The 17,913-nt window shown below is 55.8% G+C and carries 16 protein-coding genes; 4 read left to right on the top strand and 12 right to left on the bottom strand.

The window, feature by feature from the left end:
- Window positions 1-296 precede the first annotated feature (296 nt).
- Entirely contained in the window at window positions 297-1,187 is an 891-nt protein-coding gene (dapA, locus tag EXZ61_RS08595) for a 4-hydroxy-tetrahydrodipicolinate synthase (protein ID WP_142810933.1), read from the top strand.
- 50 nt (window positions 1,188-1,237) lie between these two features.
- Here dapA and EXZ61_RS08590 read toward each other — a convergent pair whose 3' ends face one another.
- The 5 genes from EXZ61_RS08590 to EXZ61_RS08570 all read right to left on the bottom strand — a co-directional run bounded on the left by EXZ61_RS08590 (window position 1,238) and on the right by EXZ61_RS08570 (window position 7,042).
- Window positions 1,238-1,489, bottom strand: coding sequence for a MoaD/ThiS family protein (locus EXZ61_RS08590; protein ID WP_142810931.1), 252 nt, complete (start codon window positions 1,487-1,489; stop codon window positions 1,238-1,240).
- The gene (locus EXZ61_RS08585) at window positions 1,486-2,736 is read right to left on the bottom strand and encodes a molybdopterin molybdotransferase MoeA (RefSeq protein ID WP_142810930.1); all 1,251 of its coding nucleotides are present in this window, start codon (window positions 2,734-2,736) and stop codon (window positions 1,486-1,488) included. The genes EXZ61_RS08590 and EXZ61_RS08585 overlap by 4 nt, the downstream gene beginning before the upstream one ends.
- A gap of 127 nt (window positions 2,737-2,863) precedes the next feature.
- Entirely contained in the window at window positions 2,864-4,396 is a 1,533-nt protein-coding gene (locus EXZ61_RS08580; RefSeq protein ID WP_142810928.1) for a threonine synthase, read from the bottom strand.
- Window positions 4,396-5,718 (bottom strand): homoserine dehydrogenase, encoded by a 1,323-nt coding sequence (locus EXZ61_RS08575; RefSeq protein ID WP_142810926.1) that lies wholly within the window; start codon window positions 5,716-5,718, stop codon window positions 4,396-4,398. The genes EXZ61_RS08580 and EXZ61_RS08575 overlap by 1 nt, the downstream gene beginning before the upstream one ends.
- Before the next feature lie 100 nt (window positions 5,719-5,818).
- The gene (locus EXZ61_RS08570) at window positions 5,819-7,042 is read right to left on the bottom strand and encodes a pyridoxal phosphate-dependent aminotransferase (RefSeq protein WP_142810924.1); all 1,224 of its coding nucleotides are present in this window, start codon (window positions 7,040-7,042) and stop codon (window positions 5,819-5,821) included.
- A gap of 101 nt (window positions 7,043-7,143) precedes the next feature.
- Between EXZ61_RS08570 and EXZ61_RS08565 the strand changes: the two genes are divergently transcribed.
- The 3 genes from EXZ61_RS08565 (at window position 7,144) to EXZ61_RS08555 (ending at window position 9,992) form a co-directional block, all read left to right on the top strand.
- Entirely contained in the window at window positions 7,144-7,509 is a 366-nt protein-coding gene (locus tag EXZ61_RS08565; RefSeq protein WP_142810922.1) for an Mth938-like domain-containing protein, read from the top strand.
- A 138-nt stretch (window positions 7,510-7,647) separates the two neighbouring features.
- The gene (locus EXZ61_RS08560; RefSeq protein ID WP_142810920.1) at window positions 7,648-8,124 is read left to right on the top strand and encodes a peroxiredoxin; all 477 of its coding nucleotides are present in this window, start codon (window positions 7,648-7,650) and stop codon (window positions 8,122-8,124) included.
- Between the two features lie 176 nt (window positions 8,125-8,300).
- Complete coding sequence (locus EXZ61_RS08555) at window positions 8,301-9,992, top strand: PhoH family protein (protein ID WP_142810918.1); 1,692 nt, start codon at window positions 8,301-8,303, stop codon at window positions 9,990-9,992.
- Window positions 9,993-10,038: 46 nt separating this feature from the next.
- Here EXZ61_RS08555 and dnaB read toward each other — a convergent pair whose 3' ends face one another.
- The 7 genes from dnaB to ppsA all read right to left on the bottom strand — a co-directional run bounded on the left by dnaB (window position 10,039) and on the right by ppsA (window position 17,893).
- Window positions 10,039-11,442 (bottom strand): replicative DNA helicase, encoded by a 1,404-nt coding sequence (gene dnaB / locus EXZ61_RS08550; RefSeq protein WP_142810916.1) that lies wholly within the window; start codon window positions 11,440-11,442, stop codon window positions 10,039-10,041.
- 221 nt (window positions 11,443-11,663) lie between these two features.
- On the bottom strand, window positions 11,664-12,116 hold the full coding sequence (rplI, locus tag EXZ61_RS08545) for a 50S ribosomal protein L9 (protein WP_142810914.1): 453 nt from the start codon (window positions 12,114-12,116) through the stop codon (window positions 11,664-11,666).
- Window positions 12,117-12,128: 12 nt separating this feature from the next.
- Complete coding sequence (gene rpsR, locus EXZ61_RS08540; protein ID WP_142810912.1) at window positions 12,129-12,410, bottom strand: 30S ribosomal protein S18; 282 nt, start codon at window positions 12,408-12,410, stop codon at window positions 12,129-12,131.
- A gap of 15 nt (window positions 12,411-12,425) precedes the next feature.
- Window positions 12,426-12,701, bottom strand: coding sequence for a primosomal replication protein N (gene priB, locus EXZ61_RS08535; protein WP_142814170.1), 276 nt, complete (start codon window positions 12,699-12,701; stop codon window positions 12,426-12,428).
- A gap of 38 nt (window positions 12,702-12,739) precedes the next feature.
- Window positions 12,740-13,105: a 30S ribosomal protein S6 gene (rpsF, locus tag EXZ61_RS08530; protein ID WP_142810909.1), complete on the bottom strand. Its 366-nt coding sequence runs from the start codon at window positions 13,103-13,105 to the stop codon at window positions 12,740-12,742.
- A gap of 106 nt (window positions 13,106-13,211) precedes the next feature.
- Window positions 13,212-15,503, bottom strand: a complete 2,292-nt coding sequence (locus EXZ61_RS08525; protein ID WP_142810908.1) for a VC_2705 family sodium/solute symporter — start codon at window positions 15,501-15,503, stop codon at window positions 13,212-13,214.
- Window positions 15,500-17,893: a phosphoenolpyruvate synthase gene (ppsA, locus tag EXZ61_RS08520; protein WP_142810905.1), complete on the bottom strand. Its 2,394-nt coding sequence runs from the start codon at window positions 17,891-17,893 to the stop codon at window positions 15,500-15,502. Before ppsA ends, EXZ61_RS08525 begins: the two co-directional genes overlap by 4 nt.
- Window positions 17,894-17,913: the final 20 nt, after the last annotated feature.

Here is a 17,913-nt window from a genome sequence, read left to right as displayed (position 1 = left end):
GGCAGGAACAGGCTTTGGATTGTGGCATTGCTTACGCTCAGAAGTCATTCAGCCTCACAACTGCTGCTACCATGCTCCCTATGTTTGCAATCCACACCCACCCACTCCAAGGCCCTACGGCCTTGGATCTGGCCTGCGCGCTTGCAAGCAAGTCTAAAAAACCAAAGCTCATCTGATCGGGGCTGCGGTTCCGTCCTCAGATGAGCGATGGAACTGCCAAGAAACCCCCAACTCTTTCTAGCACCCACCGCGCACCTGACGATGGTTTACCTATCGGTCTTTTGTTTGAAAAGGATATGCGCGTGCAAGTTACTTCCCAATTCAACGGCCTGTGGATCCCACTGGTCACCCCTTTTATCGATGGTGCGGTAGACCACACGGCACTTCGCAAGCTGGTGCAGCATTTGGTGCCCCAAGGCATTGCGGGCATTGTGGTGTGCGGCTCTACGGGTGAGGCCGCATCCCTCAGCAAGGACGAGCAGCTTGCCGTGCTGAATACCGTGCATAGCGCAGCCAATGGCATCCCGCTGGTAATGGGGCTCTCTGGCTACCACTTGGGTGACACCCTGGAGTGGGTGAACACATTGGCGAGTTACCCCTTGGCGGGGCTTTTGGTGCCTGCGCCCCACTACATTCGCCCCTCCCAAGACGGATTGCTGCAGTGGTTCACCGCCATTGCCGACGCAAGCCCCCTGCCCCTCATCGTGTACGACATTCCCAGCCGCACGGGCGTGCAGCTGCAGTTAGCCACCCTGCGCGCACTGGCACAGCATGCCCGCGTCGTGGCGATCAAAGACTGTGGTGGCGACACTGCAAAAACCCAAGCCTTGATTGCCGAGGGCAGTTTGCAAGTGCTGGCGGGGGACGACATCAACGTCTTCAGCACCCTGGCCCTGGGTGGCGCAGGTGCCATTGCCGCTACCGGCCATGTGCACACGCGCCAATGGGTGGAAATGATGCGCTGCATCGACCAAGGCGACCTACGCAAAGCCCAAGCGCTGTGGCGACCCCTGCTGCCTTTGATTGAGGCAACATTCGCAGAACCCAACCCCGCCCCCATCAAAGCGCTGCTAGCGCACCAAGGTTTGCTGACCAACGGCTTGCGCGCGCCTATGGCCCCAGCCAGCCTTGCGCATGCCCAGCGTATGGCGGGGATCAGTGCAGCGATCAGTGCGACGGAGAAATAGCGCACGTCGGCGATGCCGCTGCGGACAAAGCGCCGCAGTGGCCACCGGGGTCACCCCCCTGTGACTGGTGGGAAAAATGCAATCTCGGCGCCGTCTTGGACGGCTGCGGTTTCGGCACACATCACTTGATTTTGGGCAATGCGCACCGGCCGGCCACGTGCAAACGCGGGGGCGCCCGCATGGTCTCTGGCGGCGAGTTCATCGCGCAGAGCAGCCAAAGTGGTGGATTCGGTGAGCCAAACTTCACCTGAAGTGGCCATGGCCTCGCGGATAGATGCGAAATACTTGAGTTGCACCTTCACGCCAACAGCTCCGCAAAAGAGATGTACTGCACCATGTCACCCGCGGCGATGGTCTTGCCTGCGGGGTGGTTCACCAAGCCATCGCCCCATACGGCAGAGGTCAAAACACCAGAACCTTGGTTGGCAAACAGGTCTAGACCGCCTTGCGCATTGCGGCGTACACGCAGGAACTCTTGCCGCTTATCGGCTCTAGGCCAAGCAAAGTCTGCGCGAGCAGCTACCGTTTTCATAGCAACATCTTGCATACCTTGCAGCCGCAATAGAAATGGCCGCACCAACACCAAAAACGTGACATAGCTCGACACCGGGTTACCAGGCAGCCCCACAAAGTGAGCAGCACCGACTTGCCCGTAGGCAAACGGTTTGCCGGGCTTGATTGCGATTTGCCACAGGTCCAAGCGGCCCAAGGCCTGCACGGCGGGCTTGATATGGTCTTCCTCACCCACCGACACCCCGCCGCTGGTCAAAATCAAGTCGCTGGAAGCAGCCGCTTCGCGCAACGCTGCCTCCGTGGCCGCACGGTCGTCAGGCACGATGCCCATATCGCGCACCTCGCATCCTATGCGGGTGAGCAAGGTATTCAAGAAAAACCGGTTGGAGTTGTAGATGGCGCCTGGCGGCATGTCTTCAGGTGCGACTGTGCCGGGCATGACCAACTCATCTCCGGTAGAAAACAAGGCCACCCGCGGCTTGCGAGCCACTAACAAATCGGCGCGCCCAATGCCTGCGGCGAGGCCCAACTCGGCAGGCCCTAAGCGCATGCCGCGCGCAAGCACAGTTTGCCCTCGGGCCACATCCTCCCCCGCCCTGCGAATGGCTTGCCCAAGCTTAGGCAGCACATTCAATTGCACTCGGGCCGCGTCATCACCAATCGCGCCGGGCAGTGCGGTGCATTCTTCCTGCATCACTACGGCGTCAGCGCCAGGCGGAATAGGCGCACCCGTAAAGATACGGGCAGCAGTGCCAACGGCCAACTGCATGCCCACCGCACCAGCGGCAATACGTTGTGACACAGGCAGCACCGTGCCCGCTGCAAGCACATCGGCGCAACGCATCGCATAACCATCCATGGCGCTGTTGTCCATGGGCGGTACATGCAAGGCGGAGACGACATCTTCAGCCAGTACACGGCCATCGGCCTGCAGTGTGGGCACACGCTCTGGGCCATCCAGTGGCATAGCCTGCGCCAACAAGCTCTCTAATGCGGCGTCTAGGGATTGCAAAGCAGGACGTGCTGTAGGTGTCATGGTCTCAGATCAAAAACTCTGCGCTACGAATTCAATAGCTGCTTGCGCAACACACATGCGCGCAGCAGCCCAATTTACCCAAAAAGTACACCTAGGCGTGACACTGACAACCAGCCAACGGTAAGGCTCAGTAGCCGCACTCTGTGGCAATCAGCGCTTTCACCGCAGCCACGTCGGCATCCATCACCAGCACGCGCTTGGGCAAGGCTTCGATGCCATCAAACTTGGCAGGGCGCTCGGGCTCACGCCCCAAGGCCTCTACGATGGTTGCAGCAAACTTGATGGGCAGCGCGGTTTCCAGCACCACCATGGGGATGCTCGGCGTCAAATGCTCTTTGGCAACCTTCAGTCCATCGGCCGTGTGGGTGTCGATCAGTACTTCATGGCGAGCCCAGGTGTCGCGAATCGTGTCCAAGCGGTTGGCGTGGGTGCTCTTGCCGCTGACAAAACCATATTGGGCGGCTGCCTTGGCAAAGGCGGGGTCGGCGCTGAGGTCGAATTTGCCCGTCTTGGACAGCGCTTCACCAAACAAGGCTTTGACCCGCGCGCCATCACGGCCCAGCAAATCGAACACAAAGCGTTCAAAGTTGCTTGCTTTGGAGATGTCCATCGAGGGGCTGGAGGTCTCATGCGTATCCGCGCTACCGCGTACACGGTACACACCGGTACGGAAGAACTCGTCGAGCACATCGTTTTCATTGGTGGCCACCACCAATTTGTCGATGGGCAGTCCCATCATGCGCGCCACATGGCCTGCGCAGACGTTGCCAAAGTTACCGCTCGGTACAGTGAAGCTCACCTTTTGCGCATTGGATAGACCGCCGCCGGGCCGCCCCAAGGCGGTTTGCGCTCCCTCGGGGGGCAGCGAGGACACGCCAGTGCCGAGCGTGGGGGCTTGCTCAGTAGCTTGGATGTAACCCGCAAAGTAGTACACCACCTGGGCCAGCAAGCGCGCCCAGTTGATGGAGTTGACCGTGCCAATTTTGTACTTGCGTTTGAAGTCCAGGTCATTGCTCACGGCCTTGACCAAGTCTTGGCAATCGTCAAACACGCCTTTGATCGCAATGTTGTAGATGTTGGCATCCATCAGGCTGAACATCTGCGCTTGCTGGAACGCACTCATACGTTCATGCGGGCTGGTCATAAAGACGCGCACGCCTTTCTTGCCACGCATGGCGTATTCGGCCGCGCTACCGGTGTCGCCGCTGGTGGCGCCGAAGATGTTGAGCTCTTCGCCCCGGCGTGCCAACTCGTACTCAAACAAGTTGCCCAAGAGCTGCATGGCCATGTCTTTGAACGCCAACGTCGGGCCGTTGGACAAGGCTTCCAAGAACACGGGGGCGTGGCCCGCATGCGCGTCTTCCAAGTGGCGCAAAGGCACGATTTCACCGGTGCCAAACACCTCCGCCGTGTAGGTCTTGGCGCACAGTGCGCGCAGGTCATCGGCCGGGATGTCGTCGATATACAGGCTCAAGACTTCAAACGCCAAAGCGGCGTAGCCCTGCTCGTGGTAGATCTTGCGCCAAGCCGTGAGTGTGCTGTCGCTCACCTGCGGGTAAGTCTCAGGCAAATACAGGCCGCCGTCAGGCGCCAAGCCCTCTAGCAATATTTCACAAAAGCGCTTGCGGTCTGGGTTGCCGCGGGTGGAGAGGTATTTCATCAGGCCAACTCTTCCTTGCGAATACGGGTGATGGATTGCAGCACCGTGGGCAGTGCTTGCATCTGGGCAATGGCAGCGTCCATTTTGGCTTCTGCGCAGTCGTGGGTCAGGATGATGAGATCGGTTTGGGTAGACCCTTCGCCGCCCACCTCATCGGCCTCCCGCTGCAGCACAGCGTCAATGCTGATGCCCGCTTCTGCCAAGATGCCAGTGACCCGTGCGAGCACGCCGGCCTCGTCGGCCACGCGCAAACGCAGGTAGTAGCTGGTCACCACATCGCCCATGGGCAATACAGGGGTGTCGCTCATGGCATCAGGTTGAAACGCCAAATGCGGCACGCGCTGGGCAGCATCTGCCGTGTGCAGGCGGGTGATGTCCACCAAATCAGCAATCACCGCGCTGCCGGTGGGCTCAGAGCCCGCGCCCTTGCCGTAGTACAGGGTGGTGCCCACTGCATCGCCATTGACGACTACGGCGTTCATTGCGCCCTCGACATTGGCAATCAAGCGCTTGGCCGGAATCAAACAGGGGTGCACACGCAGTTCAATGCCTTTCGGTGTGCGCTTGGTTATGCCCAAGAGCTTGATGCGGTAGCCCAGTTGCTCCGCGTACTTGATGTCGACGGAGCTGAGTTTGGTAATCCCTTCGATGTGCGCTTTGTCAAACTGCACGGGCACGCCAAATGCAATGGCCGACATCAAGGTGAGCTTGTGCGCGGCGTCTACACCTTCAATGTCAAAGGTGGGATCGGCTTCTGCGTAACCCAGGCGCTGCGCTTCTTTGAGCACCACCTCAAAGTCCAAGCCCTTGTCGCGCATTTCGGACAAGATGAAGTTGGTGGTGCCATTGATGATGCCGGCAATCCATTGGATGCGATTGGCGGTCAGCCCTTCGCGCAAAGACTTGATGATGGGTATGCCACCCGCCACGGCAGCTTCAAAAGCTACCATCACACCCTTAGCAGACGCAGCGGCAAAAATTTCGGTGCCATGCACGGCCAACAGCGCTTTATTGGCAGTGACCACATGTTTACCCGCGGCAATAGCCTCTAACACCAGCTCTTTGGCGAGGTCGTAGCCACCAATCAGTTCGACCACGATGTCAATGTCGGGGTTGGCGATGATGGCGCGGGCATCTGCCACTACGGTCGCGCGGTCGCCCACCACCTCTTGCGCCAGCGCCGTATTGCGGCGCGAGACCATGCTCACTTCAATGCCACGGCCAGCGCGACGCTTGATTTCTGCTTGGTTGCGTTGCAGCACATTGAACACGCCGGTGCCAACTGTGCCAAAGCCCATCAGGCCAACTTGTATGGGTTTCATAATTTTTCGAGGTCAAATGTCGCTGTCATGCTTATGGATATTGCGCAGACAGCTATAAAAAGAAATAGCAAATCAACAAATACAACGATTACATAAGGGCTTACGCAGAGCGCTTGCGATAGCTTTCCAAAAAGCTCGCAATGCGGCCAATCGCTTCGCGCAAATCATCTTCGTGCGGCAAGAACACAATGCGGAAATGGTCTGGATTGGGCCAGTTAAAGCCCGTGCCTTGCACCAACATCACCCGCGTTTCACGCAGTAGTTCCAAGAAGAACTGGCGGTCGTCCTCAATGGGATACACCTTGGGGTCCAGCTTCGGAAACATGTACAAGGCGGCCTGTGGCTTGACGCAACTCACACCGGGGATAGCGGTAATCAGTTCGTAAGCCAGATCGCGCTGACGGCGCAAGCGCCCGCCTTCGCGGGTCAGGTCGAGAATGCTTTGGTAGCCCCCCAGTGCCGTCTGCACTGCGTATTGGCCAGGTACGTTGGAGCCCAGCTTCAGGTTGGCCAGCATGTTCAGGCCTTCAATAAAGTCCGTGGCAATGTGCTTGGGGCCAGAGAGCACCATCCACCCTGCACGGTAGCCGCAGGAGCGATAAGCTTTGGACAATGAATTGAAGGTAAGCGTGAGCACATCGCTCGACAGGCTGGCCATCGCCGTGTGCTTCACGTCTTCGTACAACACCTTGTCGTACACCTCGTCAGCAAGGATCACCAGTTCGAACTCACGAGCGAGGTCAATGATGCCCTTGAGTACTTCAGTCGTATACAACACACCCGTCGGGTTGTTGGGGTTGATGACCACAATGCCCTTGGTCTTGGGCGTGATCTTGGCACGAATATCGGCCAAGTCGGGCTGCCAACCGTTGCCCTCGTCGCAGTGGTAATGCACAGGCGTTCCACCCGACAGACTGGTGGCCGCCGTCCACAAGGGATAGTCCGGCGAAGGCACTAGCAACTCGTCGCCGTTGTCCAGCAGGGCATTGGCGGCCATCACAATGAGCTCACTGGCACCGTTGCCTAGATAAATGTCATCTAGCGTAACGCCCTTGATGCCCTGCTGCTGTGTGTAGTGCATGACCGCCTTGCGGGCAGAGAAAATACCTTTGCTGTCGCTATAACCTGCCGAATTGGGCAGGTTGCGAATCATGTCCTGCTGAATTTCCTCGGGAGCATCAAAGCCGAACGGCGCTAGGTTGCCAATGTTGAGCTTGATGATTTTCTGGCCCTCATCTTCCATCTTGCGGGCGGCGTCCACAATCGGCCCACGCACGTCGTACAGCACATTGGCCAGCTTGGCAGATTTCTGAATGGTTCTCAAAGTCCCTCCGAGAGTCAGCATGACAGGGTGAAACCTATAATTTGACCACAGTTCCGCGCGCTTCTAGTGCGGTGCAACACCCAACAGCAAAGCCCCGCACCATGAAACTCCAGCCCGATGCCATTCAAGGCCCATCAATTACTGCCTATGGGTCAGGGTGGGTGGCTGTGAACGGTGAGCAGTACCACTCCAGCATCATCATCAGTGCTGCCACTGGTTGCCAAGCATGGGACTGCAACAGCTTTGACGCACTGACCCCACACCATTTTGAACAGCTGGCGATGATGGATGCCGAGATGATTCTGTTTGGGAGCGGCGCAACCATCAGGTTTGCCCGCCCTGTTTGGCTGCAGGCTTTGTACGCCAAGCGCATTGGTGTAGAAACGATGGACACACAGGCAGCGTGCAGGACCTATAACTTTTTAGCGAGTGAAGGGCGAAAGGTGGTTGCTGCCCTGCTTTTGTGAATCGGGCTAACCCCAAGAATGGGCTTGGTCGTTTTCAGAGTAAAATCACGGGTTGTTGTCGAGGGTGGTTGATATCTGTCACTTATCAATACCCTCCTCTTAGATTGACACATCCAGCACACGAGACTGAAACACCCTATGGCGATCGTTGTCAACAAGCCTCTTCCCGAATTCGAAGCAAACGCCACCAATGGCGTCAAAGTAAGCAATACCAATCATGCCGGAAAAGTCATGGTTTTGTATTTTTATCCAAAAGATAACACGCCCGGCTGCACCACGGAGGCTATGCAGTTCCGGGATCGTTACAAAGATTTTGTCAAAGCTGGGGCCACTGTGTACGGTGTCTCTCGTGACAACATGAAGTCTCACGACGAGTTCAAAGCCAAGCTCGAACTCCCGTTTGAGTTGATTGCGGACACTGAAGAAAAAATGTGTCACATGTTTGGTGTTGTAAAGAACAAGATCATGTACGGCAAAAAGGTCAAAGGTATTGAACGCAGTACGTTCTTGATTGGCGCCGATGGCGTCTTGAAAGAAGAGTGGCGCGGACTCAAAGTCCCTGGTCACGTAGACGACGTACTCACGGCCGTTAAGGGGCTCAAAAAAGCGGCCTAAAGCGCCACTGCAATGGCAGTCGGCACAGCGCCAGCTGTCACAAAAGCTCATGCATAATGGGCTACATGCAGGTTAAATACGCAACCGCGTTCCCACACAAAGCCGCCTTGGTTCAAGGCGGCTTTTTTGCTTTTGAAATTAGATTCCTCCCATAATCTTTCTACGAGCCTCTATCAATGCCCTTGCCTACTGCTCCGACCAAACGCGCCGATCAACTCCCCGCAAAAGCCTTTGAAGAGAAAGTCGCAAAGAAGAGTACCCGCCCCGCGAAGAGGCCTGCACTTGCCGACAGTTCTTCAATCGCCCAACACCCACAGACAGTTGGCACAGGGACTCCGGCACGCAAGACGCCGACGGTGCAACGCCAAGCAGTGGAGGCCCCAACGCAAAAAGTGCCTGCGGATGCAAAAATCCTAACAACGCCTTACAAGGCACCCTCTCCTGTCGCTGGGGTGAGTAGCAAAAAGACCAAGCGCAATGGGCCCACAAAGCTCTTTGTACTGGACACCAATGTACTCATGCATGACCCGATGTGTCTATTCCGCTTTGAAGAGCATGACATCTACCTGCCAATGATTGTTTTGGAGGAACTAGACGGCCACAAGAAAGGCATGACAGAGGTGGCACGAAACGCGCGCCAAACCAGTCGAACGCTGGATGCGTTGGCGGGAACCCCTGGCGCTGACATCACGGCCGGATTTGTCCTCAACAGCACTGGCCACAAAGATGCCCGTGGCAAGCTTTTATTCCAGACGCAGCCTCTGGACTATAAGCTGCCAACCAGCCTGCCACAGGGCAAGGCTGACAACCAGATATTGGGGGTAGTAGAAGCACTCAGAGCCAAATTTGCCCCCCGTGAGGTCGTCTTGGTGTCCAAAGACATCAATATGCGCGTCAAAGCGCGTGCTTTAGGTTTAGCGGCAGAAGACTACCAAAACGACAAAACACTGGAAGACGGAGATTTGCTCTACGCTGGGGCCTTGGCCTTGCCTGCTGATTTTTGGAACACCCATGGCCAGTCGATTGAGAGTTGGCAACAGGGCCAAAACACCTTCTACAAAATCACTGGCCCCTTGGTCCCCAGCCTGATGATCAACCAGTTTGTCTATTTTGAAACTCCGGGTGAGCCTAGCCTATACGCCCGTGTTACAGAAATACGCGGCTCCACCGCAGTTCTCAAAACCTTGCGCGACTTCACCCACCTAAAGAATGCGGTTTGGGGCGTCACGACTCGCAACCGTGAGCAGAACTTTGCGATGAACTTGCTGATGGACCCAGAAGTCGACTTTGTCACACTCTCGGGAACCGCAGGCACTGGTAAAACATTGCTGGCATTGGCGTCGGGTCTCACACAGGTGCTGGACGATAGACGCTATACCGAAATCATTGTGACCCGCGCGACGGTCAGTGTGGGTGAAGACATAGGCTTCCTTCCTGGAACTGAGGAAGAGAAAATGGGCCCTTGGATGGGCGCTTTAGACGACAACCTTGAAGTACTTGGGAAAACGGATACCAGTGCAGGCGAATGGGGCCGCGCTGCCACCAATGAACTGATCCGCAGCCGGATCAAGATCAAGAGCATGAACTTCATGCGCGGTCGCACCTTCTTGAACAAATACGTGATCATTGACGAGGCGCAAAACTTGACGCCTAAGCAAATGAAGACACTTATCACGCGCGCAGGCCCTGGAACCAAGATTATTTGCATGGGCAACTTGGCACAGATCGACACCCCCTACCTCACCGAGGGATCTTCGGGACTCACCTACGCAGTGGATCGCTTTAAAGGGTGGCCACATGGCGGCCACATTACTTTGGCACGCGGCGAACGTTCTCGCCTGGCGGATTTTGCCAGCGAAGTGCTATAAAAAAAGTAGCTGCTAACGCAACATACACTTGCGTTAGCGGCACTTTTTAGTAGTCACCACCACCGCCACTGGCCAAGTTTTCGAACTTGGTAAATTGGCGCATGAAAGCCAGTTTGACGGTGCCCGTTGGGCCGTTACGCTGCTTGGCAATAATGACCTCTGCGACACCTGGTTCCTTGCACTGGTCCTTGGTGTAGTACTCGTCCCGGTAAATGAACATGATGATGTCCGCATCCTGCTCGATAGCGCCCGACTCACGCAAGTCGCTCATCATGGGGCGTTTATCGGGGCGTTGCTCCACGCTTCGGTTTAACTGCGACAGGGCGATAACGGGACACTGCAACTCACGGGCCAGCATCTTCAATCCCCGGGAAATTTCGCCCAGTTCGGTCGCGCGATTCTCTCCATCGCCTCCGGTGCCGCTCATCAGTTGCAGGTAGTCGACCACGATCAACCCCAACTTCCCGCACTGCCGCGCAAGGCGACGTGCGTTGGCACGCAGCTCACTCGAAGTTAAGCCCGCACTTTCGTCGATATGCAAAGAAATCACACGCAAACGCTCAATGGCTTCTGACAGACGTGGCCATTCTTCGTCCGACAACTTGCCCGTACGCAAATGGCCTTGGTCAATACGGCCAATGGAACCCACAATACGCACTGCCAACTGCGCGGCCCCCATCTCCATCGAGAAAATCGCCACAGGCAAGCCTTCATTCAATGCCACGTGCTCCGCAATATTGATCGCCAAAGCGGTTTTTCCCATAGAAGGGCGAGCGGCCAATACGATCAGGTCACCGGCCTGCAGGCCAGCCGTCATGCGGTCAAAGTCATAGAAACCGGTCGGCACGCCGGTCACATCGTTGGGGTTGTCCGCCATCTCTTGGACTCGGTCCAACAAATCAACCACCAGCGTATCCAAGCCCTGAAAGCCTTGGCTGTTGCGCTTACCTTGTTCACCAATTTCGAAGATCTTACGTTCTGACTCGTCGACAATGTCTGACACGGGCCGACCCTTGGGGTTGAATGCATTAGTGGCGATCTCATCACTGGCACTGACCAACTTGCGCAACAAAGAACGGTCACGCACGATTTCAGCGTAGCGGCGAATATTGCTCGCACTAGGCACATACTGCGCCAACGCATTGAGATAAGCCAAGCCCCCCACATCCTCAGCCTTGCCTTGGCTTTGCATGTGCTCAAACACGGTAATCACATCGGCGGGTTTTCCCGCGTTCACCAAGATTTTGATACCTGAATAAATCAGCTTGTGCTCGTAGCGGTAGAAATCATCGTCATTCAGGAGATCTCCAACCCTGTCCCAGGCTGAATTGTCCAGCAACAGTCCGCCTAATACGCTGGACTCGCCCTCGATGGAGTGCGGGGGTATGCGCAGCTGTGCGATCTGCCTGTCTTGGCCGAAGTCAGCGGGTAGCGAGAGATCGTCGGTCATACGTTTTCCTTGGAACAAATGAATACCGCTAGGCACTTTGCTTGGGTCAGTGAAACGACGAGCCTGGGGACAACTTTCCATCAAACTGTGGGTAAGCTGTGCAGTTCGCGGTATAAGCCCACGCCAAAAATACAAAAGCCGCTTGGGCCTAGACCTAAGCGGCTTTTGTATTTCAAATCAAGACTGGCGTTCTCACACCAGCCTCACTGAAACACGATGAATTAAGCAGTTTCGCCGTAAACAGATACAGTGATTTCGACCACCACATCAGTATGCAAAGAAACGCTCACAGTGCTGTCGCCAGTCACTTTAATAGCGCCATTAGGCATACGAACTTGGGACTTAGCCACTTTGTAGCCTGTCTTTGTCAGTTCTTCAGCGACGTCAGCATTGGTCACGGAACCGAACAAACGACCATCCACGCCAGCCTTTTGCGTCAACTTGATGGTTGTACCGCCCAGCTTAGCGCCTTGAGCTTGTGCTTCGGCCAGCTTAACCGCTGCAGCTTTTTCCAACTCAGCACGCTTGGCTTCAAAAGCTGCCTTAGCAGCTTCAGTTGCACGACGTGCACGGCCGTAAGGGATCAAAAAGTTGCGGGCGTAACCGTCTTTAACACGAACGATTTCACCGAGGTCGCCAAGGTTCACAACCTTTTCGAGCAGAATAATTTGCATGGTTGTTACTCCTTAGATCTTGTGCTGGTCGCTGTAAGGCAACATCGCCAAGAAGCGAGCGCGCTTGATAGCGGTGTTCAATTGGCGCTGGAAAATTGCGCGTGTGCCGGTCAAACGCGCAGGAATGATCTTGCCGTTTTCAGCGATGAAGTCACGCAATGTGTCGATGTCTTTGTAGTCGATCTCTTCCACACCGGTCACGGTGAAGCGGCAGAAACGCTTGCGCTTGAACAACAGATTTTGCGCTGGGCGCTTTGGGCGCTTGTCTTTGTTGAATTTTTTAAATGTGGCCATGAGGGCCTCCTTAAACTAAATGGGACTGAATTCTTGAATGTGAAACACAACGTGCTTGCCATTTCGAGGGTTAGCAACAAAGCCACTGAACTTCCATTCACTGCCTAAAGCTTGTTGCCCAAGTCTTTCTGCCAGCGATCCAAAAGCAATAGCCTTGATAGATGCCTTTACTTGCCTTGGCTCCCCAAGCTCTTGGGCTTGTGACTCATGATCGAGTCGCAAACTAAGGGCGGGAATGCCAGCTGGCGTGTATCTCAGTGCGTCTCGCTCTTCAACACGCGCTGTCAGCAGCAGCAAATTCGTACCAACTCCCGTAGACAAAACCCGACTTAGGCTTGGTATTCAGCCTGTTGGGTCTTACGTGCATCTTCACGCTCAACCGTCTTCATCATGGAAGATGGGCCTGTTTCAGCCTTCTTCTTCAACACTGTCAAATGGCGCAGCACTGCGTCATTGAATTTGAATGCGTGTTCCAACTCAGACATCACAGCTTGGTCAGCTTCGATGTTGACGCACAAGTAATGGGCTTTAGCCAGCTTGTTGATCATGTACACCAATTGACGGCGTCCCCAGTCTTCAACACGGTGAACCTTACCACCGCCAGCGGTGATCATGCCCTTGTAGCGCTCCAGCATTGCAGGAACTTGTTCGCTCTGATCCGGATGGATCATGAGAATGATTTCGTAGTGACGCATTGATACTCCTTATGGGTAACCCAAACTCGGGTAGGAAAAGCCGCCCTCAGCGTCTAATTGAGGTGCAGCAAGGCGAAGCCCAAGATTATAACCCCAAGCAGGGACTTTACGCAAGAATCCCGTTCGCCCGTTTTCTGCCACTTGCGCAGCTCACCACAATGGTCACAACTGTCCCAAACGCGAACCCAAAAACCCCAGCAGACATCGGCTGAATACCCCACCACAATCCCCGCCCCTCCAAGCCCATGTATGAGCGTAGCGTTGGGTTGTTGATCGCCATGTACAGCACCGTGATGCCGAGGCCACTCAGCATTCCGCTTATCGCACCTGCGTGCGTCGTGCCCTTCCAAAAAATTCCCAAAACCATCACCGGCACCAGTCCCGCGGCTGCCAGCGAGAATGATGCTGTCACCAAATGCAATATCCCAGCAGGTTTTTGCGCAGCGGCGTAAGCCGCCATCAATGCCACTACCAGCAAGGCAAATTTAGACCACATCACGCGACGCATGTCTTGCGCTTTACTGCTGCCTTGAGCCGAAAACGCATCCCTTGCCAAGGCATTGCCAATCGTGAGCAAGAGTCCATCAGCCGTTGACAAAGCGGCCGCAAGTCCCCCTGCAGCCACTAACATGGACACTACATAAGGCAAACCACCAATCTCTGGCGAGGCCAACATCACAAAATCTGCGCCCACTTTGATTTCTGCAAACTGCAAGACGTGGTCCCCGTTGACATCGGCTACGGATAAGAGAGCAGCGTCTTTCGACCACTGTGATATCCAAGCAGGCAAATTGTCAAAGGGCTGCCCCACGAGATGGGCCATTACTTCGTACTTGACCAAAACCGCCAAAGCTGGCGCTGACAAGTACAACAAGGCGATGAACACCAAGGACCAAGCGACAGAGTTCCGCGTCTCAGCCACGGAGGGCGTGGTGTAGTAACGGGTCAACACATGTGGCAAACCTGCAGTGCCGGCCATCAGGCAGAACATAAGCGCTAAGAAGTTCAGACGTGAAGTATCGAACGCCTGCTTGGCTTGCGCATCACCTGTAGGGTCTCCCGCATATGGAAGTGAGTGCAAAGGCAAGCCACCGAGGGGTTGCGCACGCTCTAGGTTGTCCGCGCGCGCGCGCGTCCACAATTCACGCGCAGTAGCAGAGTCTTTGGGCACTGCTGCCAGTTCACGGCGCAAGGCCACCGCATGGGCGTCATCTGCCTTTTGGTCACCCAAAGCCAGCAACTTGGCACGCAGCTCTTGGCGGTGGTTGAGCAAGGCAGCATCCACATCGAGCAATTTCGTCTCGAATTCTTTGGCCCGTCTGGCGTACTCCGCCATCACCGCTTGCTCAGCAGGCGATTTCAAAAGCTGCTGCTCCAACACAGCAATTTTCTCCAACTGCTGGCCGTAGACCAATGGGGCAAAAGGATTCCCAATTTGCTTGTAGGCAAGCCAAGACACCGGAATAAGAAACGCCAAAATGATGATGACGTATTGGGTTACTTGGGTCCATGTCACTGCCCGCATGCCGCCCAAAAATGAGCAAACCAGCACGCCGCCCAAGCCCAACAAAATTCCGATCTCAAAATGCACACCTGTCAAACGCGAGGTGATCAGGCCCACACCGTAAATTTGGGCGACGACGTAAGTAAATGAGCAAAGGATGGCTGCGCCTGCGGCAATCAAGCGGGGCCAGCGACCACCAAACCGCATATCAAAATACTCGGGCACGGTATACAAGCCCATGCCGCGCAGATAGGGGGCAACGAGCAGCGCCACCAAGCAAAAGCCCCCAGTCCACCCTAAAACATAGGCAAGTCCGCCAGGTTGCGCTTCGCTACCAGAAAATCCTTGTAGATAGAGACCGCCCGCAAGACTAATGAACGAGGCTGCGCTCATCCAGTCTGCGGCAGTTGCCATGCCGTTATAGAACGCTGGTATGCGCCGCCCCGCCACGTAGTACTCGGACGCATCAGACGTGCGTCCGTATATCCCAATCAATGCATACAACAGCAGTGTGGAGGTCAGAAAGATGGCCGCGATCCAGTGGCGCGCCAGCCCCAAGCGCTCGGCAAAGGCCAGCGCCAACAAGAAAATCAGCAGTCCAGCCACATAAGCTACAAAGCGACGGTGCAGCTTTTGCTTGCTATGGGTGTAGGTCACGAGGTCAAAGCCAAGAGGGGTTGTATCGCGTCGATTAGCAACCCACGCAAAGGCCACCACAATGCCCACAAATACCAGTACTGCGCCCTGGGCAGTCATCCAAAACGCAAACGGCCAGCCTGCCACTAAAAACTGCAAATCACGTGCGAAGAAAGCCGTGCCAAAGGACACGGCAAACCACACACCCAGCAGGCAAGCGTGTAGCCGCCACGAGGGCGTGACGGCTACGGCACTCATTTAACTGAGAGTTGTTGCCAGGTAGAGATGACCGAGTCCGGGTTCAAGGAAATCGACGAAATCCCTTCATCCTCAAGCCACTTGGCGAAGTCTGGATGGTCGCTAGGGCCCTGTCCGCAAATACCCACGTATTTACCCTGCCGCCTGCAAGCCGCAATGGCTAAGCTGATCAAAGCCTTCACCGCGGGGTCGCGCTCGTCGAAATCCGCTGCCAGCACCTCTAGGCCGGAATCACGGTCCAAGCCCAAGGTCAACTGGGTCAAGTCGTTAGACCCAATGGAGAAACCATCAAAGAACTCCAAGAACTGGTCCGCCAAAATGGCATTGCTCGGAATCTCACACATCATGATCAGTTTGAGTTCGGCATCACCACGGCGCAAGCCGTGGCGAGCCAACAACTCGGTAACCTTTTGGGCTTGGCCTAAGGTGCGCACAAACGGCACCATGACCTGCACATTGGTCAGCCCCATGTCATTGCGCACACGTTTCAGGGCCTCGCACTCCATCGCAAAGGCCTCACCGAAGTCAGCACTGATGTACCGCGCCGCACCGCGAAATCCCAGCATGGGGTTTTCTTCTTCCGGCTCGTAGCGGCTTCCCCCAATCAACTTGCGGTACTCATTGCTCTTGAAGTCAGACAAGCGCACGATCACGGGCTTGGGCCAAAACGCAGCAGCGATGGTGGCTATGCCCTCCGCTACGCGGTCCACATAAAACGCTCTCGGCGATGCATGGCCACGCGCGACAGATTCCACGGCTTTTTTCAGATCAGCGTCCACATTGGGGTAATCCAAAATTGCTTTGGGATGCACGCCAATGTTGTTGTTGATGATGAACTCCAAGCGGGCCAAACCCACACCTTCATTGGGCAACTGGCAGAAGTCAAACGCCAACTGGGGATTGCCCACATTCATCATGATCTTGACGGGGATTTCAGGCATGACACCGCGCTGCACCTCGGACACCTCGGTTTCCAAGAGGCCGTCATAGATAAAGCCCGTGTCACCTTCGGCACAGCTCACGGTAACCAGCATGCCGTCTTTCAGTGCCTCCGTGGCATGGCCGCAGCCAACCACAGCGGGTATGCCCAGTTCGCGCGCAATGATGGCCGCATGGCAGGTGCGTCCACCCCGGTTGGTGACGATGGCAGAAGCGCGCTTCATCACAGGTTCCCAGTTGGGATCTGTCATGTCGGTGACCAAGATGTCGCCTGCCTGCACCGTGTCCATCTCGCTGATGTTGTGCACGATGCGTACCGGCCCTGTGCCGATTTTTTGTCCAATGGCGCGCCCCTCCACCAGTACCGCGCCTTTGCCTTTGAGCTTGTAACGGAACTCGGCGGAGTTGCCTGCTTGGCTTTTCACCGTTTCAGGGCGCGCTTGCAAAATATAAAGTTGCCCGTCTATCCCGTCTTTGCCCCACTCAATATCCATAGGCCGGCCGTAGTGCTGCTCGATCACCAGCGCGTAGTGGGCGAGCTGTTCCACCTCTGCCTCAGTCAAAGAATAACGGTTGCGTAGTTCGGTTGGCACATCTACGGTCTTGACCAACTTACCGCTCGCAGCCTTTTCTTCCGCCGTGGTGAACTGCATTTGGATCAGCTTGGAGCCTAGGTTGCGGCGAATCACCGCCCGCTTGCCGGCCCGCAACATGGGCTTGTGCACATAGAACTCATCGGGATTGACTGCCCCCTGTACCACGGTTTCCCCCAAACCGTAGCTAGAGGTAATGAACACCACATCAGAAAAGCCCGACTCCGTGTCAATGGTAAACAAGACACCAGCGGCGCCCAAGTCCGAGCGCACCATGCGTTGAATGCCGGCGCTCAAGGCCACATGCTCGTGGGCAAAGCCTTGGTGGACCCGGTAGCTAATGGCGCGGTCGTTGTACAAGGAAGCAAAAACCTCGCGAATTTTGTGCAAGATGTCTTCAATTCCGTGCACGTTCAAGAATGTTTCTTGTTGGCCGGCAAAGGACGCGTCAGGCAAGTCTTCCGCCGTTGCAGAGGACCGCACGGCAAACGTAGCATCCGCGTTGTCAGCACTCAGGGTTGCAAACGCTTCGCGAATGCCTTTTTCCAGCGCTGGCGGGAAAGGTTGCACCTCAACCAATGCACGGATCTCTGCGCCTACTTGGGCCAAGGCGCGCACATCTTCGGTATTCAGGCTAGCCAACTTGGCGTTGATCTTGTTGGCCAAGTCCCCATACTTCAGAAACTCGCGAAACGCATGTGCGGTGGTGGCAAAGCCCGTAGGCACTTTGACGCCGTTGGGCAGGTGAGAAATCATCTCCCCCAAACTCGCGTTTTTGCCTCCCACAGATTCGACATCTGTCATTCGCAAAAGCTCGAATGGAACGACAAGGTCCGTAGGGTTGAAAAGATGTGACATAGCAAGACTCCAGAAGTTAA

This window comes from Rhodoferax aquaticus, from assembly GCF_006974105.1.
Taxonomy (GTDB): Bacteria; Pseudomonadota; Gammaproteobacteria; order Burkholderiales; family Burkholderiaceae_C; genus Allorhodoferax; species Allorhodoferax aquaticus_A.
The sequence above is the reverse complement of the archived record's forward strand: the minus strand, read 5'-3'. Positions and strand labels throughout refer to the sequence as shown.